Genomic DNA, 22,071 nt, shown 5'->3' on the forward strand with positions numbered 1-22,071 from the left:
ATTGTATAAGCAAAAAAACCAAGCTTTACATTACATGATAGAAAACATTCTTATAAGATGCTATATTTAGCTTATCTTAATAAGTTTAGACAAAAAGAGTTTTTGAATATATAAGAAAAATATATGGGGGGGTTATGTTATGAAATTAAAAGCCAAAACGACATTAAAAATAATAATTCCTATGTTTTTAGCTTTTGCAATTTTGATCTCTTATTCATCTTATAATATGTATAACGATCAAAGGAATTCGGCTGCTTTAATATCAGAGGGTGTATCTAAAGAATATGGGCATTATGTTAAAGCAGAATTGGATGCAGCAATTGATGCTGCAAGAACAATATCAGATATTGCTTCAGGACTTATTCAAAGCGGGGAGGCAAATAGAGAAGCTCTGGACTTAGCCTTGAAAAATATACTAGAGACAAATTCAAATTTTTACGGTGTTTGGATAGGCTTTGAGCCAAATGCTTTTGACGGAAATGATTCGGCATATGCAAATAAAGAAGGATATGATTCAACAGGGAGGTTTATTCCTTACTGGTATCGTGAAGGCGAAGGTATAGAGCGTTTTTATCTGGAACAATATGAAGCTGAAGGAGATGGGGATTATTATCAATTGTCACTAAAAAGTGGAAAAGAAATGATAATGGAACCTTTTGAATACGAGATAAACAATCAAAATGTTTTGATGACATCGCTGACAGTACCTGTTGCCGTCAATGGAGAAACACTAGGCGTAGCCGGTGTAGATATATCATTGGAATCACTACAGCGAATCACAGCTGATCTTCAGTTTTTCGAAACCGGCTATGGTAGATTGATCACAAATCAAGGAATGGTGGTTTCCCACCCTGATGAAGAAAGAATTGGTAAAATTGGCGGAGAATTCGAAGATGACAGAGGCGCAAGTATTTTAAGCAGAATAGAAAGCGGAGAAGCATTTTCTCAGATTGCATTTTCAAGAGCTCTAAATACGGATATTTTCAGAATTTATACACCTTTTGAAATTGGCCGAACAGAAGGATACTGGAGTTTTGATGTCGCAGTTCCTGAGGCAGAAATATTTGCAGAAGTAAATAGAGCTATAACTAATCAAATTATAATTGCTATAGCTATATTGATTATCATAGGAATTATATTAATTGTGATTTCAGATCAAATCACAAAGCCTATAATTGCTACCCAAAAAATTATTGATAAAATTTCAAAATTCAATTTTAGGTATGACGATAAATCTTCTGCCAAAAAATATCTTGGTCGTAAAGATGAAATAGGTCAGATGTGCAATGCCGCTGTTAATATGGAAATTAATATCCGTGAAAAAGTGGTAAATAATATGAAGCTTATTTCTGAGGGCAATGTTGACATGGAGCTTGTTGATCTAGGTAATGAAGATGAAATAACTCCAGCATTAAAGCAGATGGTAACTGCTATTAGAAACCTTATAAGTGATGTGGGAATTCTTGTAGATGCTGCAGTTGCCGGTAAGCTTGATGTAAGAGCACAAGCAGATAAGCATGGCGGCGATTTTAAAACAATAGTAGAAGGATTAAACAAAACTCTCGATGCCGTTATCCAACCTCTTAATGTAGCTGCAGACTATGTAGACAGGATATCTAAGGGCGATATTCCAGAAAAAATTGCTGCTGACTATAAGGGAGATTTCAATACAATAAAAAACAATCTTAATACTTGTATTGATGCTATTAACAGACTTATCGAGGACTCAGGCATGTTGTCAGAAGCTGCACTTGCCGGCAGATTGGAAACCAGAGCCGATGTGAATGAACATCAAGGTGCATTTGCTGATGTCGTACAAGGTGTAAATGATACTCTTGATGCTGTTATTAAACCAGTACAAGAAGCTTCTGCGGTACTTGATGAAATGGCAAAAGGTAATATTTCAGAGCGTATGAATGGTGATTATAAAGGAGATCACGCTTTGATAAAAAATGCTTTGAATGGAACTTTAGATGAGATATCTGCATATATAAATGATATTTCGTTTGTCCTTTCAGAGATGGCTGCTGCTAATATGGATGTAGAAGTAAACAGAACATATAAGGGTGATTTCCAAGCGATTAAAGATGCTTTGAATTTAATTATAGAATCTTTCAACAATGTACTCTACGACTTTAATGAGTCAGCTGATCAGGTTGCCGCAGGTGCTGATCAAGTATCAGGAGGCAGCACTTCCTTGTCTCAGGGTACTACAGAGCAAGCTAGCGCAATTCAGGAATTGACGGCTTCTATTACCCAAATAGCAAGTCAGACTAAAGATAATGCTCAAAATGCAAATGAAGCCAATCATTTAGCCAAAAAGGCCAAAGACAATGCCGTTGACGGTAATACACAGATGAAAAAAATGCTGGGATCCATGGAAACAATAGCTGCATCGTCAAATAATATATCGAAAATCATAAAAGTTATTGACGATATTGCTTTCCAGACGAATATTCTGGCTCTTAATGCTGCTGTCGAAGCAGCACGGGCAGGTCAGCACGGGCAGGGCTTTGCAGTAGTTGCTGAGGAAGTAAGAAATCTTGCTATGCGTAGTGCTCAGGCAGCAAAAGAAACAACTGAGTTAATAGAAGGGTCAATTGATTCTGTAAAACAAGGTTCTTCACTTGCTGATTCTACCGCAAATCAACTTGAGCAGATAGTTAATGATGTTTCTTCGGCGGCAGATTTAGTTTCAGGAATAGCTATTGCTTCTAATGAGCAGGCATCTTCAATTGTTCAGATAAATGGAGGTGTACAGCAGATTTCTCAGGTTGTTCAGGCAAACTCTGCTACTGCTGAGCAAAGTGCTGCAGCCAGTGAAGAATTATCCAGCCAGGCAAGTCTGCTCAAAGATCAGATAAGCAGATTTAAGCTGAAAAAGACATAATTAAGGGAGGCATAACTATATGGCAAATGTAGACCTGCATATGCACTCAACCTATAGTGATGATGGTGAATTCAGTCCATGTGAGTTAGTTCTAAAAGCAAAACAAGCCGGTATAGAAACGATCGCCCTTTCTGATCATAATTCAGTAAAAGGAGTGCAAGAAGCGGTAATATGTGGTTTGAAAAACGGTATTGAAGTTATACCGGCTGTTGAACTGGATTGCACATACAAAGGTCTGATTTTCCATGTTCTTGGATATTTTATTGACTGTAATGCGAAAATATTTCTGGAATTAGAAAATGATATATATCAGCAGGAGATTATTGCATCGAAAAAAAGAATTGCTCTGTTAAATGAACTAGGTATTCCAATTGACGAAGAGGAAGCAATTGCTAAATCTAAAGACGGTGTTGTTACTGGAGAATTGGCTGCTGAGATTGCTCTTAGCAAAACCGAGAATTTATCCAATCCTTTACTGGCGCCTTATTTGCCAGGCGGTTCACGCAGCGATAATCCCTATGTCAATTTTTACTGGGATTTTTGTGCACAAGGCAAACCGGCTTATGTTCATATAAATTTTATTTCCATGAGTGATGCGATAGATCTGATTCATAATATGCGAGGCGTTTCTGTTTTGGCTCATCCTGGAAATAACCTTAAAAATCAACCTGAAGCTTTATTTGAAGAAATTATAAGTCTTGGTATACAGGGGGTAGAAGTCTTTAGCAGTTATCATACAGCGGCTCAGTGTGAGTATTATCTTAAGCAAGCTGATAAGTTTGGAATAATTGTTACAGGCGGCAGTGATTATCATGGTAAAACAAAACCTTCTATTTCGATTGGTCAGTATGGTCTTACAACTGATGGTCTGCAGATGCTGTCAAAATTGAAAGATAGTATCTCAGTTAAGAAATAAAATAAAATTCAATAGATCAGAGATATTAAAACTTTATACATCTCCCAGGTTAATTTTTGACACCTTAGAGGTACATTTTTTTCGTTCTTTTACTAAAGAGGCGTTTCTATAATGAATGTACCAGGGTGAATGAGTGAACTTGATACTATCTGAAAAAATCCGCCTGTCTGTTTTAAGTGGATATATCAGTAGTAGTTCACTAAACAAGAAAGGAGATGTGTATGAGCAATATTGATCTTAATCTAAATATCGATCCGCTGATGCCGGAACGTAAGGATTTCCGTATAGGCTGTATCGGTGCTGGTTTTATCATGCATGACTGTCATCTTAAATCTTATGAGCAGGCTGGTTTTAATCCCTACTCTATCTGGTCTCGTTCAAAAGAAAAAGCCGAGGTGACTGCCAAAAATTATAAGATTCCTAAGGTTTATGATTCCTGGCAGGAACTTCTGGCAGATGAAGATGTTGAGATAATTGATATCGCAATACCTCCGGATAAACAGCTTGAAGTTGTTAGGCAAGCTTGTAAATATTCGCATATTAAAGGTATTCTCTGTCAGAAGCCTTTAGCCATGAATATTGCGGAAGCTGTTGAAATGGTAAAATTATGCGAATCGGCAGGTAAACCTCTAGCTGTAAATTCAAATATGCGCTATGACCAATCGATGCGTGCTCTCAAAACAATTATAGATCGTGGATATCTTGGAGACATAGTATTGGCAACAATCGATATGCGGGCTATACCACATTGGCAGGATTTTTTGAGGAAATATGATCGTATAGAGATGCTTAATATGGGAATACATCATATAGACGTTTTCCGGTATCTTTTTGGCGATCCGGAAAAAGTAACTGCAGTTGCTCGCAAAGACCCGCGTACCAAATTCAATCATATCGATGGTATAAGCCAATATACTTTCAAATATGCTGATGATATGATGGCAACCAGCCTTGATGATGTCTGGGCATGGCCTGGTGAAGGTACTGTCAAAGATCTTTCAATAAATTGGAGAGTTGAAGGCATTGACGGTATGGCAAAAGGCACAATCGGCTGGCCTTCATATCCTGAACGCGTGCCTAGCACTCTTAAGTTCACAACAAGACAAGATCCTGATAAATGGTTTGAACCAACATGGGACAGTGTATGGTTTCCTGATGCTTTTAAAGGAACCATGGCACAGCTCCTAAGAGCTGTTGAATCAGGAACCGAGCCTGAAATCAGTGGCAGAGATAATCTGGGAACTATAGCTGCTGTGGAGGCTTGCTATCGTTCAATAGAAGAGGAAAAAACAATTCTATTCAAAGACATGATGAAATTAATGGAGGTAGAGAAATGATTTCTGTAGGTATTTTTAACGGTTACTATCCTTATTCTCTCGAAGAAAGCATTAAGAAAATTAAAGCTCAAGGATTTACATCAGTGCAGTTGGATCTTTGTTTTAAGGGAATGGATCTTGATCCGGAAACATTAACATCAGAAAAATGCCATGTGATCAGGGATGCTTTTAGAGATGCCAATATTCAGATTGTAGCCATTTCTGCTTATACTAATCTGGTACATCCTGATCCTGCTAAAAAAGCAAAAAATATTGCGGATGTAAAAGCTCTGCTGAAATTTGCCCGCGACCTTGGTACACCATATGTAATTAGTGAAACAGGAACATACTGTCTTGAAAGTGACTGGGTTTATGATCCGAAAAATTCAACAGAGGAAGCTTATCAGGATATAAAAAGTGTAATATCAGATCTTTCTGATTTTGCATATCAGAATGATGCAGTTTTTCTGATTGAAAACTATGTTAATAATATTATTGGTTCAGTCGATCAGGTTTTACGTCTCTTTGCTGATGTTAAGAGCCCAGGGCTTGGACTTTTGATGGATCCAACCAATTACTTCCAGGATAGTAATATTGATGACATAGACGGAGAACTAAATCGCATTTTTAATGCTTTAGGTGATCGTATTAAAATCGCTCATGCCAAGGATTGCAAACGTGCAGTTGATACAAGCGAAAAACATGCCGATATCGATGCTGTGGAATCACATACTTTCCGTGGTGCCGGTGCTGTAGAATTGCCTGCCCCTGGCCTTGGTTCTTTGAATTATCCTTTATATATCAAGAGACTTTCTAAAATTTGTCCTAATATTCCTATAATCATAGAACATCTTGACGAAAGTGATATTCCCAGAGCAAAAGCATTCCTGGACAAAGTTCTTAAAGAGGTCGGTGCTTGATTAGCTGAACAATTTTACCGAACAGTCAAAACAAGCTTAAATCTGATAATATTATTGGAAAATTCTTATAAGGCATTAGTCAGAGTTTCAATACAGCGGCCAGGCAACTGGTTCTGGTCGCTGTTTTAAAAAACAAGTCGATAATCAGTTGGTCTGTCTTTTCTTCAGTCACTAAAAATTTTCTAGAATCAAAAAAATTCCACATCAAACATCTGCAAAAAGACATCAAATTAATACATTTTCAAGGTGATTCAATCAAGAGGAGGAAACTCTCTGTTAAATACACAGAGAGGTAATTTGTTATGAAAAAAATAAGTCTTTTACTGGTTGTTATTCTTATTCTCAGTCTGTTCACGATAACTGGCTGTGGTAAAGCAGAAGCAAAACAAGATGGCGGATTTACGATTGGCGTCAGTAACGGTTATATAGGTAATGGCTGGCGCACACAGATGCTGGATTCAATAGAATTGCTTGGTGAGTACTACAAAGGTCAGGGTCTGGTAGAAGAAATAATAATTCAAAATGCCGGTCTTGACGTTAATACTCAGATAGCACAGATTAGAAATATGATTAACAGTGATGTTGATTTGCTTTTAATAGATCCAAATTCAGAAACTGCTCTAAATCCGGTTATTGAAGAAGCAAGAGCTGCTGGTATTCCGGTTATTTCTTTTGATCAGCCTGTTGATAATGACTATGCTTTAAATATAGTTATAGACCAGGTTACGTGGGGTGAGAATTTAGCAAAATGGTTCTGCGAAGAAATAGGTGGCAAAGGCGACATTGTTATTGTTAGCGGAATAGCCGGTAGTCCTGCAAATGTTAATCGTCTCAAAGGTATGCAGTCTGTATTGGATCAATATCCTGATATCAATGTTCTGACAGAAGTAAATGGTAACTGGGATCAGGCAAGTGCGCAGCAGGCAATGTCTAATCTTCTTACTTCATACCCTGATATAGCAGGTGTCCTGACACAAGACGGAATGGCTTTAGGTGTAGTTAATGCTTTTGAAGCTGCAAACAGAGACGTTCCGGTGGTCACAGGTGAGCTGATGATGGGTTATGTAAAAAAATGGCATGAGCTTAAGGAAGAAGTTGGTTTTGCCAGCTATGGGCAGAATAATCCTCCTGGAATAGGTGCTACAGCCTTGGGAATTGGAGTACGTATGCTTCAGGGGAAGGAACTAAAAGTTGAATTGGAGAATAATACGTATTTCTACTCGGTAAAAGATCATGTTACAAATGAAAATCTGAATGAATATTTTGATAAATACAAAGACAAACCCGATGCTTACTTTATAGATGAATGGCTTTCTGAAGAAGAGCTTGATGCTCTGTTTAAGTAAAGCTTATACAGGCTGATACAGAAAAGACAGACAATTACTGTTTAAAATCAAAAAGCAGAGGCAGGCGTGTCTGGAAATTATAGACTTGCCTGTCTCTGTCTGATCGGGAGGGTTTAAGCATGGCAGTTCTTAAGGCCATTGAGATAAAGAAAAATTTTGGTGGTGTGCAAGCGCTGATAAACGGTCGTTTAGAATTATCTGCCGGGAGGATTACCGGATTACTTGGTGCAAACGGTTCAGGCAAGTCAACGATTTCAAAAATTATCTGCGGAATCCATCAGCCTTGTGCCGGGAAAATAATAATTGATGATTGTGAAGCACAAGTTAAATCGCCGGAACAAGCTCGTGAGCTGGGTATAGTTATGATACATCAGCATTTGAGTCTTTTGCCTGAACTAAAAGTCTGGGAAAATATCGTGCTCGGACAGGAAAAATGTAAAACTGCCGGTTTTTTGGCTGACAAAAAGAATATTAAAACAGCCATAGAAGTACTGAAAAAATTAAAATCAGGTATTAATCCGGAAGCTCTGGTCAAAAGTCTATCTCCTGCTGATCGGCAAATAGTCGAAATAGCAAAAGCTCTTGTACAAAAACCGAGGATACTTATTCTTGATGAACCTACTGCAGCGCTTGAACATACGCAGGTACAAAATTTGTTCAATATTATGAATGATCTCAAAAAAACTGAAAAAACCGCCATGGTTTTTATATCACACAGGATGCGTGAAATTGTCCAGATTTGCGATGATATATGTGTTTTTCGCAATGGTGATACGGTAGGACATATTGATTTAAAAACAGAGGGTTTTGATGAAGACACAATCATTTCAATGATAACAGGTAAACCGCGTAAACAGCAAAAGGAAAGCTGCTGTCAAAATTCTGGTATGCCGATTTGTCTTGATGTGAAAAATCTTGAAATCAAAGGGGTAAGAGGCTTAACCGATTTTAGTGTACGGCATGGGGAGATTTTAGGCGTTGCCGGTCTTAGTGGTCAAGGTCAGGAAGAGTTGCTTACTGCCCTTGCTGGTTGCCGTAAAATAAAATCCGGAAACATTTATATTAATGGGAAAGAAGTTCGTATGTCTAATCCTCGTGCTGCAGTAATAGCTGGCATAGCACTTGTGCCCGGTGATCGCCAGGAGGAAGGCATTTTTATGAATCATACAGTGCGTGATAATCTTATGTATCCACTTCATGCTGCAAGCAAGTCAGGTGCTCTTAGTTTGGCAGGAAAAGAACAGCGCACTGTAAATGATCTTATAAAACGTATGAATATCCAGCCTGAAGATGATAGTAAAATAATTCGTTTTCTCAGTGGCGGCAATCAGCAGAAGGCTGTTGTGGGGAAGTGGCTGAATCTTAATCCGGAACTTTTACTGCTTAGTGATCCGGCAAAAGGTGTTGATGTTGATGCCAAGGAAGAAATGTATAGAGTTGTAGAGCAGCTTGCCTCAGAAGGTACGTCTGTCATTTTATATGCCAGTGATAATGAAGAGCTGGTAAGGGTATGCCATAGGGTAATTGTTTTATTTGAAGGCAAAATTGTTGCAGAGTTATGTGGAGATCAGATAAGTGATGAAATAATTACAGAAGCATCACTGGGACTGCAAGTTGAAGGAAAGGAAGGAGCATGATATGAAAACTTCTTTATCACTTAGCAAAATAATCAGGCATGAGCTCTTTCCATCAGGTGTTGTACTGTTTGCCGTTGTTATTTTAAATATAATTTTGCAGAGAAATTTCTTTAGCTATACAATTTTCAGATCGAATTTTATGACTTTTACGCCATTGATGATTATTGCGATGGCACAGGCAATTATTATACTTACAGGCTCGATTGATATGTCAATCGGTGCTGCTGTTACTGTTATTAACGTATATCTGGCATCTGTTATGACAGATAGTCCCGGCAATATCTTGCTGATTTCACTGGGAGCACTGGTTATAGGTGGATTGATCAGTCTTTTTAACGGCTTCTTTATTGCGGTTCTTGAACTGCCGGCTATGATAGTCACATTTGCAACATCTGCTATTTTGCGTGGTTTGGCACTTGTAATAATGCCGCAACCGGGAGGGTATATACCTGCTGCTTTTTACCGTATCTATCTGCAATCCTTTGGTGGTTTTCTGCCTGTTCCTGCAATTCTGCTTATTTTTTGTGCAGGTTTGTGGATGTTGATCAGAAGCAGACGTTTGTATAGATATATTTATTCTGTTGGTGGTAATTCTGAAAGTGCCTGGGCTAGTGGTGTTTCTGTAAGAAAAACCAAACTGGCAGCTTTTTTTATAAGCGGTATTCTTTCTGGGGTTGCTGGCCTGGCTGTAACGGCACAGGCAGCATCTGGAGATGCAAGTCTTGCCCATGCCTATACACTGCCTTCAATTGCGGCTTGCGTAATTGGGGGGATATCTTTGCAAGGAGGCCGTGGTAAGCTTGTTGGTGCCGTTATGGGTGCTCTTGTTTTGAGTTTTTTGACCAATGTGGTTTATTTTGCCAAAATACCATCGCTCTATCAGGATCTGATAAAAGGCATTATTATTATGGCTGCCTTGGTTATTGGTGTTATACCGGTTTTACGTAGTAAGTTAACAAATGTTTGAAACGGGGGATTACAAGATATATGAAAGAATCAACGTTTAATAGCAGACTTGCGGGTTATAGACGCAAGATCGGCAGAAGTCAAATTTTTGTGGCCATATGTCTTCTTTTGCTTCTTATATTGTTTGGACAGCTTATGTCACCGGGTTTTGGCAGTTCTTCACAGATCATGAATATTCTTAGTTTGTCATCTTTTTTGGGGATAATAGCTTTAGGACAGACGATAGTTGTTCTTGCTGGAGGTGAAGGTATTGATTTGTCGGTAGGAGCGATGGTATCACTGGCTTGTGTAATGGGTTCGCAGATTATGGATGGGCAGAATATGCGTTTGCTGCCAGCCATTGGCATAATCTTACTAACTGCATTTATGATCGGTCTAGTCAATGGAATAGGTGTTTCGTATCTGGGCATACCACCATTAATTGTTACTTTGGCCATGAGTAATATCCTGGCAGGTCTGGCCTTGGTTTACACAGGTGGTCAGCCTAAAGGCAGAGCAGCACCTGTTTTGAAAACTGCCGGCAGTGGATATAGCGGTAGCGTTTCAAATATGCTTTTAGTTTGGTTGGTGCTGGCAGTTATTGCAATTTTACTTTTACAAAAAACAAGATATGGAAAGATGTTATATGGTGTAGGTGCAAATCATCTTACAGCAGCTTTGTCTGGCGCTAATTCACGATTTATAAGAGCTTTGGCTTACGGTATAAGTGCAATGATAGCTGCTGTTGCAGGGCTTTTCCTCTTAGGCTACACTGAAACCGCCTATCTTGATATCGGTTCTACATATGTAATGCCTTCTGTAGCTGCTGTTGTTATAGGTGGAGTGTCTCTTGGCGGAGGCAATGGAAGCTATGCCGGTGTAATCACGGGTGCAATTACGCTTACCACATTAAATAGTCTTTTGCTTACTCTACGTATGGGAGAGGGTGGAAGGCAGATGGTATTTGGTTTTGTGCTATTATTTCTGCTTATTGTTTACGGAAGACGTAAAAAAATGTAAACTGAAAATCATTGATCTGAACGCGGGGAGATTTGATGCTAAGTGTAAGAAGTTTTAAGCATAGCTTAAAGAATCAGCTGATTCTTTATTTTATCCTGCTTGTGTCAATCCCTTCTCTGATAATAGGCGTTTTCTCATATCTGGTTTCTGCAAAAGCAATCGAAGAAAAGGTTAGTAATTATTCGCATCAAATCGTTATGCAGACTGCAAGCCAGTTGTCGATGCTTCTTAGCGGAATAGAAGATGTCAGCTTGCAACTTGTTACTATGGATGAAATAAGTCAGCTGGCAAAAATAAAACAATACGGTGCAGATTCACCAGCTCTTGAGAGTAGTATACAAAATGTAATTAGTAAAATGATCGCTTCCCGTACAGATATAGTAGGCGTTAACATACTTTTTGCCGATACAGGACAAGCCTTGGTTTTTGGTGAGCCGTTGCTCAATCTTGATAATTATGAAGGTGAAGAAATATATACAGATGTTCGGCAAAGTGATAGTGGATCTCTTTGGTCAGGGACTTACCGCAATTCAAATCCTATAGTTACTTATACCCATATATCGACTTTTTCTCGTAATATAATTGATGAGCAAAGCAGAAAAGTCATTGCTACACTTGTGATAGGCGTGAAGGAGTTCTCTCTTGCAGATACTTATTCTTACCTGGATCTGGGTCCCAGTGGGTTTAGTATAATAGTTGATGAACAAGGTTACACTGTTTCTGATCTGGATAAAAGTCGCCTTGAAAAAAGATCCGGTTTTGCTTTTGTAGGGATGGCTCTTGCAAATCAGGAACCTGAGCGTACTTTTGCCGCATATCATAATGGTGAAAGAGTTCTGGTTGCATATGAACATATACCTAGTGCTGATTGGTATTTGATAAGTGTAGTGCCATATAGTTATCTGCTTCAGGCTGTTCAGGAAAACGGCATTCTGACAATGCAGGTAGCTTTTGCATTTATCATAATAGCTATATTGCTTGCACTGTTGATATCTCGACATATTTTCCATCCCGTTGACTTATTAAATAAGTCTATTAAAGCTTTGGGCAAAGGCGATTTTGCTGTGCGAGCCTATTTGCGTGGTCAAAATGAAATCACGGAACTTGCTGCCAGCTTTGATAAAATGGCGCAACGGATTGATCATCTTATAAATCAGGTATATGAATCAAAACTGATGAAGCAGGAAGCCGAAATTAAAGCTTTACATGCTCAGATTAATCCACATTTCCTTTATAATACACTGGCTCTGATTGATGGAATGGCGATGCAAAACGGACAGACTGCTATTGCAGAAGTTACTCAGATATTATCCGATATATTTCGCTACAGTACGTCTGGAAATGACTGTGCCAGATTAAGTGAAGAGCTGTATCAAGTCGAGCAGTATTTAAAAATACATGCCCTTAGATATAGAGGCAAGTTTGAGTATGAAATAAGATCAGAAAAGGAAATAGAAAATTGTGTGCTGCCAAAGCTTTTGTTGCAACCGGTTGTAGAGAATGCAATAAGGCACGGTCTTGATAGTAGATTGAGTCATAACAGGCTTGTAATAGAAACAATAAAAAAAGAAGAACGTTTAATAGAAATAGTGATAAGAGACAATGGGAACGGCTTTGATATTCAAATACTTGATGAAATACGTAAACAGCTGGAACAGCCAGGTTCAGATATAAAACCCTATCAAAAAGAAGATTCTGAGCATATTGGAATAATAAATGTCCATCGCAGAATTAAAAATTATTACGGTGAGAACTACGGCATGATTATTAATTCAATACCTGATATAGGTACAGAAATTGTTCTGCAAATAGATGCAATAATACCTTTGGATTTTGCGGAGGTAGGACCATATGAATAAAAAAAAGTGGTCAGTCATGTTTTCTGTAATAATTATTCTGGCAAGTGCTTTTGTTGTCTGGTTTGTTTTTGGACGCAATGTTAGCAGCAGACCTGTTAGAGTTGGCATAAGTAATGGATTTATAGGTAATAACTGGCGCAACCAGATGATGGAAGATCTACATGAAGCTATTGCTTTTTATCAGCAATCAGGAGAAATTAGTGAGGTTATTATCAAAAATGCAGGTGAGGATGTAAATAATCAGATACTTCAGATAAGACATCTGATAAATAGTGATGTGGATCTGCTTTTGATAAATCCAAACTCTCCTGATGAATTAAATGAAGTAATAGCTCAGGCAAGTCAAAAAGGTATTCTGGTAGTTGTTTATGATCAGAATACTACCAGTCCTCATGCAGTTCAGATGACAATAGATCAGTTTGAATATGGTGAAAGACTTGCGCAATGGATAGTAGAGTCACTTGATGGACAAGGCAATATTATTATGATGTCCGGTGTTGAAAATCAACCTTGCAATACGATGCGTGTTGCCGGCATGAATTCTGTACTAAGCCAGTATCCACAGATAAATATTCTTGAAGAAGTTCATGGCAACTGGGATCAGGCTACTGCACGCAAGGTTATGACGGATGTGCTTTCAAGACATTCTGATATTAATGCTGTTCTTAGTCAGGACGGTATGGCTCTGGGAATAATTCAGGCATATGAGGCGGCGGGCCGTCAGGTTCCTGTTATGTGCGGAGAGACTATGAATGCCTATATGGAAAAGTCAATTGAACTTAGTTCTGAAAGTGAATTTGAAACATTTGCTTTGACTAATCCGCCTGGTATAGGCGCTTCGGCTCTAAGTCTTGGTTTATGGCTTATAAATAATTACGACGATCCTCTATCATCACCTGTGCGTGAATATTTTTTCCCGGTAAGGGAAATGCTTATTCAAGACGGAAATATTGAAGCTGAGTTTGAGTATAGCGGAGGCATGGGAACTGTTTATTTTGATGAATGGTTAACTGTCCAGGAGATAGAAAGCAGGTATTAAAATGGGAGGAATTTTATAATGCGTCCGATTAGCATGCTGATAGTTGATGATGAAGAGTTTGCCAGAGAGAGTATGCGTCTTAAAATTGATCGCAGCAGGTTTGATATCTGTCGTCTTGACGAGGCTGAGGACGCCATTTCAGCACTTGATTTAGTAAAAAAAAATCAATATGATATCGTAATATCTGATATAAAAATGCCTCAAATGACCGGTTTGCAAATGATAAAAGTGCTTCAGGAAGAGTATAAAAAAGTAAAAATTATCATTGTAAGTGGCTACAATGATTTTGAGTATGCGCGGGAAGGATTAAGAATGGGTGTTACAGATTATCTTTTGAAACCTGTAAGACCTGATCAATTAAATAATCTTATTGCTGATGTATGCGAACAGATTTTTTCTGATGAGGAAGAGCTTATAAGGAAAAATGAACTTGAAAATCTTGCTCAGGAACAGCAGATTCTTAAAATTAGCCATGGCATTAATAAACTATTATGCATAGAAAAATGGGAGTGTGATTTGGAAGAAGGCATCATAGATAATGAAAAAACAGATCTGAAATCTGTTTTTAATCTTACGGGAAAACCGCCTTTTGTCATAGCTGTTTTTCAGTTAAAGAGCCATAAGAAAACAAGCAGCGAAGATGGTCTGGCTGTATACAGTATTCTTGAAAAACATCTCGATGTTTGTTTTAAGGGACGTTATTTGTTAGCACTTAATTATAGAAATCAAAATGAATATATTGTATTGCATAATGAAACCCAGTCGGAAAAATCACTGGTGAATTGCTATAGTAAAATTTTGCTGCTGATAGGGGCACAGATGAACTGTGATTTGACTATAGGACTTTCTTCTGCATCATTTAAAGCGGATGAGCTATCACAAATATATCAACAAAGTCTTGTTGCCTGTAGAAATAAAATATTATCCGGATATAATCGTGTAATATGCTTTTCTAATTTGCCTGTGGTAACAGCTACCAAAAATTGTATGAGTGAATCAGAAATGCTGCATCTTGATAACCTTATCAAGACGCAAAGGATTAAAGAAGCAAAAAATGTTATTAGTATTCTGATAAAAAAATCTATTACTGAATCAGAAACATATCAACAGCTTATTAATAATATTCTAAGTATATATATAGTCCTGTTACGTAGTTATTCTGTTGCCCGTAATAGTGAGCTGGACCGTGTTTTCCTGCAAAGACTTTATCACCTTGATGATAGCGAAAGCATAGAACGGCTTTTGTTTGAGTATATGGAACATTTATTTTCCCAGCAGGATCTGGCTGTTATGATAAACGGCGAGGAAATTGTTAAGCAGTCGCAGCAATATATACAACAGAATTTTAGTGAAAACATATCTCTGGAGTCATTATCAGAAATTTATCACATTCACCCCAATTATCTCAGCCGGGCTTTTAAGAAATATACAGAGTATAATTTTAATGAATATCTTACAAAAGTAAGGATGGAAAAAGCAATATTTTTGTTGCGGCAACCTTCTGCCAGAATACAGGAAGTATCACAGATGCTTGGTTATACTGATAGCAAATATTTCAGCAAAGTGTTTAAGAAGCATTATGGAATAACCCCAAGCCAGCTTGAGCTGATAAAAGGTGTGCCTGAAAGAATGACCTGTGATAGTTGATCAGGTAAAATATACCCACTTAGCTGGTTAAGAAATGACGTTGAGAAACTAGTCCAATTCCCGCAAAATAGCAAACATGAGAAGTAGATAAAAATGCATTTAAATTGCTATGAAAAATTGAAAAAAACAAAGGAGGAAGCGGACAGTCAATAGCTCTTTTCAATGCCAGATTTATTTTAGGACAAGTTTGCAGCCAGCTAATGTTCTGTTCGTAAAACAATATGAATTCGAAAGAAAAATTAATGAAAGCACTAAATCATGAAACAGGTCCAGTGCCTTTTGATATGGGTCTTTTGCCAACAACAGGCTTACATGTTCTTACTTTGGAACGCTTGAGGGATCATTATGGTCTGGAAAAAAGAATTCCGATTGTTTTGGAACCGTATCAGATGCTGGGGCAGGTTGAGGATGATCTGCGCGAAGTAATAGGTATAGATACAAAGCCTTTGTGGAGTCCATACACAATGTATGGTTTTAGAAATGAGAATTTCAAGGAGTGGATGACTCCCTGGGGACAAAAAGTTATGGTTGCGGAAAATTTCGTCACAACAGAGGACGAAAACTCAGTTTATATTTATGCTGAAGGTGACACTGCGTATAAACCTGCCGGAGAAATGCCAAAATCAAGTTTCTTTTTTGATGCTACGCAAAGACAACAGCCTATTGATGAGGATAATCTAAATCCTGATGATAATTTAGAGGAATTCGGACATATTAGCGAGGAAGATCTTGACCGCTACAGATTGTTGAAAAAAGACTTTGAAAATAGTTCGTATTTTGTTGGCGGTAATCTGGGCGGAACAGCAATAGGTGATATAGCATGTGTTCCCGGACCTATGCTAAAGGAACCAAAAGGCATACGTGATGTAGCCGAGTGGTATATGGCTACAGCAATACATCAGGATTATCTGCATGAAGTTTTTGAACAACAGGTAGATATAGCACTTAGTAATCTTGCGAAAATACATTCAGTTTTAGGTGATACAATAGGCCTTGCCTATATTTGCGGAAATGACTTTGGTACGCAAAACGGACCATTTTGTTCTGTCGATACTTTCCGAGAGTTGTATGCTCCGTATTACAAACGTATAAATGGCTGGATACACGAAAATACAAAATGGAAGACTTTTAAACATAGCTGTGGTTCGATTTATTCTCTGATACCTGAAATGATAGATGCAGGTTTTGATATCATTAATCCTGTTCAATGGACTGCCAGCGAAATGGAACCACAGCGTCTTAAGCAGGAATTTGGCAAAAATATTGTTTTTTGGGGTGGTGGTGTGGACACTCAAAAAACTTTGCCCTTTGGTACACCGGATGAGGTTCGCAAAGAAGTCTTTAAAATGTGTGAGATATTTTCCAAAGATGGTGGTTTTGTCTTTAATACCGTTCATAACGTTCTGGCAAATACACCTATAGAAAATTTGGTTGCCATGATTGAGGCTCTTAGGGAGTACAACAAATAAGTTGGAAATTATTTGCTGTTCATCATCTTCCGACTGAATGCTTTTTTATACTGTGATGGTGTCATGCCTTCAAATTTTTTGAATGTTTTCATGTAATATTTTTCGTCGCTGAAGCCGCATGAATAAGCGGCTTCTTTGATTGAGACAGCATGTGTGGTTATAAGCGTTTTTGAAATATCTATCCTGATTTTGTTAAGATAATTTACCAAAGTATAACCGGTTGTGCGGTGAAATAAGGCTGACAGATAATCGGGATTATAATCAAACTCTGTGGCGATATCTTTTACGGTAAAACTTTTGTAGTAATTTGCTTTGATCCATTCACGTATTCTGGCAATATTCGCCGGAATGTTTTTTTGCATATTCAAATTCATTTCCAGAAATTCTCGTGATGTTTCCATTATGAGCAAGCTCAACGCGTAATCCAGAATTTGCTCTGGATATCTATTATCTTGCATGGAAAGATCAAGTAGTTGATTAAATAAAAGATTGGCTCTTAAAGATGTGGTTATTTGACCTTTTTCAGGTAAAATAATTTTATTTGAGGAGCCTATGTGTTCCGGCAAATTTCCTGTATGATCTGTGACTGTGTTTTGGTATAGACTTTTTGATTCAACAGGGGTCAAAGAATTCAATTCATTCACTTCATTTTCAAAATCAAAATGCACCCAGTAGTAAGATAGTTTGCCGTAAGAAGCCTTAAAACCGTAATGTTCTTCGCTTGCTCTTAGCAAAATATATTGTTGTGAATTGACTGTATATTCATGCTTGTTTTGTGAAATATAAAGTGTGCCTTCATTTACCATGATAAAAACATTGGTATCGAGTTTTCTTTTGGAATGAATGAATTCATCCCTGCTTATGAGGTTGCCGCAAGTATGATGCTTGAGAGGTTTTTCCAGATTAAATGTAAAAAAGCGCATCTAAGAATACACCACCTAATATATATTTTTGTAAGTTGAATTATACATTGATATATCTAGAATGTATATTAAGTGAATAACAAAAAATCAAGTTGGCTATATGTTTAGTTTACTAAATCAAGATGATTTGCCAACAAATAATTAAAAAAGAGATTTTAAATATCAGAGGAGGTATATATGTCAAATTTATTAAAACAGTTCACACTTGCAGATGATTTTATCGGGCGTTATGAAAAGCTTGTAAAGGACGTGGTAATTCCTTATCAGGAAAAAGCTTTGCGTGATGAAATAGAAGGTGCGGAAAAAAGTCATGCTATCGAAAATTTCAAGGCTGCTGCTATAAAGCTTAAAGATGGACATTATGACGAGGGCTTTTATGGCATGGTTTTTCAAGATAGTGATGTTGCAAAGTGGCTGGAGGCTGCTGCGTATTCTTTATTAAAATATCCAGATGAATTATTGGAAAAACGTTGTGATGATGTGATAAATATAGTCGGACAGGCACAGCATGACGATGGTTATCTCAACACATATTTTACTGTTAAAGAACCAGAAAAAAGATGGACTAATCTAGAAGAAGGACATGAACTTTATTGTGCAGGACATATGATTGAAGCTGCGGTAGCATATACTGAAGCTACTGGCAAAAACAATCTGCTGGATATTGTTAATAGATTGGTTAACCATATTCACGATAGATTTATTGTGCAGGGGTTTGCAGGGTATCCTGGACATCCAGAGATAGAGCTTGCTTTGATGAGATTATATAAATTTACTGGTGATCTCAAAAGCAAGCAACTTGCAGAGCATTTCGTCAATGTAAGAGGTGTGGATAGCGATTATTTTATAAAAGAAAGCGAACAATATCCTTGGACGGTCTGGGGCAATGACTGTAAAGATAAAGAATATACTCAGAATTTTGCCCCTGTACGTGAGCAAAAAAAAGCTGTAGGTCATGCTGTTCGTGCTGCCTATCTTTATTCAGGAATGGCAGATGTTGCTCTGGAAACAAATGACGAAACTCTTAAAAATGCCTGTAAAACATTGTGGCAGAACATTGTGCAAGCAAGAATGTACATTACAGGTGGAATAGGTTCGGCTTATGAAGGCGAAGCTTTTACCAAAGATTATCATTTGCCAAATGACACGGCCTATGCAGAAGGCTGTGCCGCTATCAGTCTTATTTTCTTTGCCCAAAGAATGTTAAGGCTTGAGATACAAAGTGAGTATGCAGATATAATGGAAAGAGCGCTTTATAATTGTGTTCTGGCCGATATGCAATTAGATGGCAAGAGGTTTTTCTACGTAAATCCTCTGGAAGTTATCCCGGGAATATCCGGAGAAGCTGTTACACATAAGCATGCCCTGCCGCAACGGCCTAAATGGTTTGCCTGCGCCTGTTGTCCCCCCAATGTTGCCAGACTTTTATCGTCGATAGGAGACTATGCCTGGAGCATAAAGAACTCTACATTATATTCGCATTTGTATATTAGTGGCACTCTTGAGCTTAAAGACATTGCAGATGGCAAGATAAAAGTGGAAACAGCTTATCCATATGGAGATACTGTTAATTATAGCTTCGAAACATCAGAGGAGACTATGAGTTTGAGGCTGGCAATCAGAATTCCTGAATGGAGTAGCAAAACTGAAATATTATTGAATGGTGAAGTGATACAATGCGATATTGCTAACGGATATGCGATTATTAATCGTAATTTTAGGAGTACGGACAAGCTTGCTGTGAAATTCGACATGAGCGTACGAAGCATATATGCCTCTGAAAAAGTATCTGCTAACTCTGGTAAAGTTGCCTTTTCGAGAGGTCCTTTAGTTTATTGTGCTGAGGGAATAGATAATAATGATCAGATTCTTGATCTTTATGTTAAAAAAGATTTTAACTATGAAGAGACTTTGCATGCGCAGTTTGATGATGTCATAAAAGTAGAGTTAGATGGATATAGAAGAAGTAAGAGTGATTCGTTGTATTCCTATAGCAGACCTGATTACAAGCCTTGCAAAATAAACCTTGTTCCCTACTATACGTGGGGAAATAGAGGACTAACTCAAATGAGAGTTTGGTTGCCGGAGGCATAGGGGGTCTTTGGATTTTTCTCTTATTTGTTTAGCTTTTAATTTAGACATAATAATATTTCTATGCTAATCTAAAACCGATATTAAAATATAAATTCATCAGGGAAAAATAAAGGACTCATAATAAATATGGAACTGTTAATTAGGGAATATAGGCAAGAGGATTTGCCAAGTATGATTAAAATCTGGAATCAGATTGTAGATGAGGGAATTGCTTTTCCTCAAATTGAAAATTTAGATGAAGAAAAAGGCAAGGTGTTTTTTGATGAACAGACTTTCACTGCCGTTGCCGAGATTGATGGCAAAGTAGCGGGTCTATACATTTTACATCCCAACAATATAGGCCGTTGTGGGCATATAGCAAATGCTTCATATGGTGTTCTTTCAGGGTTAAGAGGAAAGAATATTGGTGAGCAACTTGTCAGGCATTCCATAAAAATTGCAGCAGACAACGGGTTTCGTCTGCTGCAGTTTAATGCTGTCGTCAGTACAAATGCCGGAGCCATTTATCTTTATGAGAAAATTGGCTTTAAGCGTCTGGGAACAATTCCCGGAGGCTTTTTAATGAAAGATGGGAAATATGAGGATATAGTTCTTTTCTATATTGAAGTTATATAGAAGGCAGAGTATTCATCTATAAAACTTAAATCCACCCTTGCCGTTTTTCTTTATATCGTACATAGCGGTATCTGCGTTTTGTAATAAAGTCTCGGCATTGTTACCGTTAAGAGGATAGATTGCACCACCAATTGAAGAATTGATATTACAGCGAATATTTCTAAATATCATTTCTTCTTTTAGTGATGAATGAATTTTTTTAACTACTGCTTCTACACTTTCAGGTGTTTTTATGTTTTTCAATATAACTGTATACTCGTCGCCTCCCATTCTGGCGACGATATCAGTTTTTCTAACATTTTGAGAAATTCGTTTTGCAGCTGTTATTAGAACTTCATCTCCAATTTCATGGCCGAAATTATCATTTATATGTTTAAATCCATCTAGATCAACAAAGAGCAATACAAAGCAATTCTCATACCTTTCACTTTCATGTATTATTTCTTCAAGTCTTTCAAAAAAATATCTTCTGTTAGGCAGGCCTGTCAATTCATCATAATAAGCACTTTTTTGCAAATGCTGTTCTAATTTTTTTTGCTCGGTTATATCAGTTGCAGAACCAACAATATATGTTACGAAATCTTTTTCTAGTATTGGTGTTAATGTGGTTTTCCAAATACGATCTCCTCCAGGTAATAACAGCTCTTCTTCATATGTAATGCTTTTCCTGCTTTCAGCACATTTTTGATAATTTCTGGAAACAATATCACCTTGTTCTTGCCCCAAAAGTTCCTGCGGGCTTTTGTTTTGTATATCTTCAAGTTTTAATCCTGTCTTGGTCTGGTGGGCAAGATTGTTACGTATAAATCTAAAACTATTACAAGATAAAACTTCAATTAGAAACATAGAATCTTGGGTTCCGTTAAAAACTTTTTCATACTCTTCGGTAAGACGCACTATTTCTTGCTCAGCTTTTTTTAGCTCAGTTATATCTGTATGTGCTCCCAACATTCTTACAGGCTTGCCGTTTTTATCGCGAATTGCTATTCCTCTGCATCTAATCCAGACTGTGGATCCATTTTTATGTGTATACCTAACAATCTGATCAAAAGGGTAGTTAGCATCTGCACAATGTTTCTCAAAAGTTATCAAAACCATTTCTAAATCTTCTTTGAAAATTATATCTTGCCATTCCTTGGAAAGATGTTGCTTTTCCTCTGGATTATAGCCTAATGTTTGCCAGAATTTAGAGCTCATCCATTCATTTTCTTGCTGTTCTAAATCCCAATACCAGATTCCGTCTAAAGATCCTGATTGGATAAAGTCAAAAACGCTTCTATCTATATTTATTAAATTATACAGTTCTTCCTTCAGATAGTTTTCCTGCATGTGTTTTTCTCTTCTTTCTATTATTAATACAAATTTCCTGCAATCTTGTACTGGGGAAAATCGAGTTGCTGAATTAATAGAAACATGAAAGAGATCAACTGTCAAT

16 protein-coding genes are annotated in these 22,071 nt (G+C 37.5%); 14 read left to right on the top strand and 2 right to left on the bottom strand.

Translation table 11 applies throughout. The features are described 5' to 3' along the window. Nucleotides 1-139: 139 nt before the first annotated feature. The 12 genes from AC0KSB_RS04155 to AC0KSB_RS04210 all read left to right on the top strand — a co-directional run bounded on the left by AC0KSB_RS04155 (nt 140) and on the right by AC0KSB_RS04210 (nt 17,004). Nucleotides 140-2,890, top strand: coding sequence for a methyl-accepting chemotaxis protein (locus AC0KSB_RS04155; RefSeq protein WP_472306955.1), 2,751 nt, complete (start codon nt 140-142; stop codon nt 2,888-2,890). Nucleotides 2,891-2,909: 19 nt separating this feature from the next. Beyond that, nucleotides 2,910-3,806, top strand: coding sequence for a PHP domain-containing protein (locus AC0KSB_RS04160; RefSeq protein ID WP_472306956.1), 897 nt, complete (start codon nt 2,910-2,912; stop codon nt 3,804-3,806). Between the two features lie 221 nt (nt 3,807-4,027). Next, nucleotides 4,028-5,143 (top strand): Gfo/Idh/MocA family protein, encoded by a 1,116-nt coding sequence (locus AC0KSB_RS04165; protein ID WP_472306957.1) that lies wholly within the window; start codon nt 4,028-4,030, stop codon nt 5,141-5,143. Then, complete coding sequence (locus tag AC0KSB_RS04170) at nt 5,140-6,042, top strand: sugar phosphate isomerase/epimerase family protein (protein ID WP_472306958.1); 903 nt, start codon at nt 5,140-5,142, stop codon at nt 6,040-6,042. Before AC0KSB_RS04165 ends, AC0KSB_RS04170 begins: the two co-directional genes overlap by 4 nt. Before the next feature lie 302 nt (nt 6,043-6,344). Beyond that, nucleotides 6,345-7,388: a substrate-binding domain-containing protein gene (locus AC0KSB_RS04175; protein ID WP_472306959.1), complete on the top strand. Its 1,044-nt coding sequence runs from the start codon at nt 6,345-6,347 to the stop codon at nt 7,386-7,388. Nucleotides 7,389-7,507: 119 nt separating this feature from the next. Beyond that, nucleotides 7,508-9,025 (top strand): sugar ABC transporter ATP-binding protein, encoded by a 1,518-nt coding sequence (locus tag AC0KSB_RS04180; protein ID WP_472306960.1) that lies wholly within the window; start codon nt 7,508-7,510, stop codon nt 9,023-9,025. A gap of 1 nt (nt 9,026) precedes the next feature. After that, nucleotides 9,027-9,992 carry an ABC transporter permease gene (locus AC0KSB_RS04185; protein ID WP_472306961.1) on the top strand — a complete coding sequence of 322 codons (966 nt, stop codon included), beginning with the start codon at nt 9,027-9,029 and terminating at the stop codon, nt 9,990-9,992. A 20-nt stretch (nt 9,993-10,012) separates the two neighbouring features. Further along, entirely contained in the window at nt 10,013-10,990 is a 978-nt protein-coding gene (locus tag AC0KSB_RS04190) for an ABC transporter permease (protein ID WP_472306962.1), read from the top strand. A 35-nt stretch (nt 10,991-11,025) separates the two neighbouring features. Beyond that, entirely contained in the window at nt 11,026-12,849 is a 1,824-nt protein-coding gene (locus AC0KSB_RS04195) for a sensor histidine kinase (RefSeq protein WP_472306963.1), read from the top strand. Further along, nucleotides 12,842-13,888 (top strand): substrate-binding domain-containing protein, encoded by a 1,047-nt coding sequence (locus AC0KSB_RS04200; RefSeq protein WP_472306964.1) that lies wholly within the window; start codon nt 12,842-12,844, stop codon nt 13,886-13,888. The genes AC0KSB_RS04195 and AC0KSB_RS04200 overlap by 8 nt, the downstream gene beginning before the upstream one ends. Before the next feature lie 18 nt (nt 13,889-13,906). Next, complete coding sequence (locus tag AC0KSB_RS04205) at nt 13,907-15,535, top strand: response regulator (RefSeq protein ID WP_472306965.1); 1,629 nt, start codon at nt 13,907-13,909, stop codon at nt 15,533-15,535. Between the two features lie 242 nt (nt 15,536-15,777). Next, nucleotides 15,778-17,004, top strand: a complete 1,227-nt coding sequence (locus AC0KSB_RS04210; RefSeq protein WP_472306966.1) for a uroporphyrinogen decarboxylase family protein — start codon at nt 15,778-15,780, stop codon at nt 17,002-17,004. A gap of 8 nt (nt 17,005-17,012) precedes the next feature. Here AC0KSB_RS04210 and AC0KSB_RS04215 read toward each other — a convergent pair whose 3' ends face one another. Continuing rightward, nucleotides 17,013-17,927, bottom strand: coding sequence for an AraC family transcriptional regulator (locus AC0KSB_RS04215; protein WP_472306967.1), 915 nt, complete (start codon nt 17,925-17,927; stop codon nt 17,013-17,015). A 177-nt stretch (nt 17,928-18,104) separates the two neighbouring features. Here AC0KSB_RS04215 and AC0KSB_RS04220 point away from each other — a divergent pair, with 177 nt between their 5' ends. Both AC0KSB_RS04220 and AC0KSB_RS04225 read left to right on the top strand, forming a co-directional pair. Beyond that, nucleotides 18,105-20,021 carry a glycoside hydrolase family 127 protein gene (locus tag AC0KSB_RS04220; RefSeq protein WP_472306968.1) on the top strand — a complete coding sequence of 639 codons (1,917 nt, stop codon included), beginning with the start codon at nt 18,105-18,107 and terminating at the stop codon, nt 20,019-20,021. A 126-nt stretch (nt 20,022-20,147) separates the two neighbouring features. Next, entirely contained in the window at nt 20,148-20,636 is a 489-nt protein-coding gene (locus tag AC0KSB_RS04225) for a GNAT family N-acetyltransferase (protein WP_472306969.1), read from the top strand. A 12-nt stretch (nt 20,637-20,648) separates the two neighbouring features. On the opposite strand, the gene AC0KSB_RS04230 is transcribed toward AC0KSB_RS04225, so the two are convergent. Further along, nucleotides 20,649-21,965 (bottom strand): diguanylate cyclase domain-containing protein, encoded by a 1,317-nt coding sequence (locus AC0KSB_RS04230; protein WP_472306970.1) that lies wholly within the window; start codon nt 21,963-21,965, stop codon nt 20,649-20,651. Nucleotides 21,966-22,071 lie beyond the last annotated feature (106 nt).

It is taken from the genome of Ercella succinigenes (genome assembly GCF_900002895.1).

Excerpts from the sequence above, each read along its gene's own strand:
- AC0KSB_RS04155 (WP_472306955.1), top strand. The coding sequence starts at position 140 with ATGAAATTAAAAGCCAAAACGACATTAAAAATAATAATTCCTATGTTT.
- AC0KSB_RS04160 (WP_472306956.1), top strand. The coding sequence starts at position 2,910 with ATGGCAAATGTAGACCTGCATATGCACTCAACCTATAGTGATGATGGT.
- AC0KSB_RS04165 (WP_472306957.1), top strand. The coding sequence starts at position 4,028 with ATGAGCAATATTGATCTTAATCTAAATATCGATCCGCTGATGCCGGAA.
- AC0KSB_RS04170 (WP_472306958.1), top strand. The coding sequence starts at position 5,140 with ATGATTTCTGTAGGTATTTTTAACGGTTACTATCCTTATTCTCTCGAA.
- AC0KSB_RS04175 (WP_472306959.1), top strand. The coding sequence starts at position 6,345 with ATGAAAAAAATAAGTCTTTTACTGGTTGTTATTCTTATTCTCAGTCTG.
- AC0KSB_RS04180 (WP_472306960.1), top strand. The coding sequence starts at position 7,508 with ATGGCAGTTCTTAAGGCCATTGAGATAAAGAAAAATTTTGGTGGTGTG.
- AC0KSB_RS04185 (WP_472306961.1), top strand. The coding sequence starts at position 9,027 with ATGAAAACTTCTTTATCACTTAGCAAAATAATCAGGCATGAGCTCTTT.
- AC0KSB_RS04190 (WP_472306962.1), top strand. The coding sequence starts at position 10,013 with ATGAAAGAATCAACGTTTAATAGCAGACTTGCGGGTTATAGACGCAAG.
- AC0KSB_RS04195 (WP_472306963.1), top strand. The coding sequence starts at position 11,026 with ATGCTAAGTGTAAGAAGTTTTAAGCATAGCTTAAAGAATCAGCTGATT.
- AC0KSB_RS04200 (WP_472306964.1), top strand. The coding sequence starts at position 12,842 with ATGAATAAAAAAAAGTGGTCAGTCATGTTTTCTGTAATAATTATTCTG.
- AC0KSB_RS04205 (WP_472306965.1), top strand. The coding sequence starts at position 13,907 with ATGCGTCCGATTAGCATGCTGATAGTTGATGATGAAGAGTTTGCCAGA.
- AC0KSB_RS04210 (WP_472306966.1), top strand. The coding sequence starts at position 15,778 with ATGAAAGCACTAAATCATGAAACAGGTCCAGTGCCTTTTGATATGGGT.
- AC0KSB_RS04215 (WP_472306967.1), bottom strand. The coding sequence starts at position 17,927 with ATGCGCTTTTTTACATTTAATCTGGAAAAACCTCTCAAGCATCATACT.
- AC0KSB_RS04220 (WP_472306968.1), top strand. The coding sequence starts at position 18,105 with ATGTCAAATTTATTAAAACAGTTCACACTTGCAGATGATTTTATCGGG.
- AC0KSB_RS04225 (WP_472306969.1), top strand. The coding sequence starts at position 20,148 with ATGGAACTGTTAATTAGGGAATATAGGCAAGAGGATTTGCCAAGTATG.
- AC0KSB_RS04230 (WP_472306970.1), bottom strand. The coding sequence starts at position 21,965 with ATGCAGGAAAACTATCTGAAGGAAGAACTGTATAATTTAATAAATATA.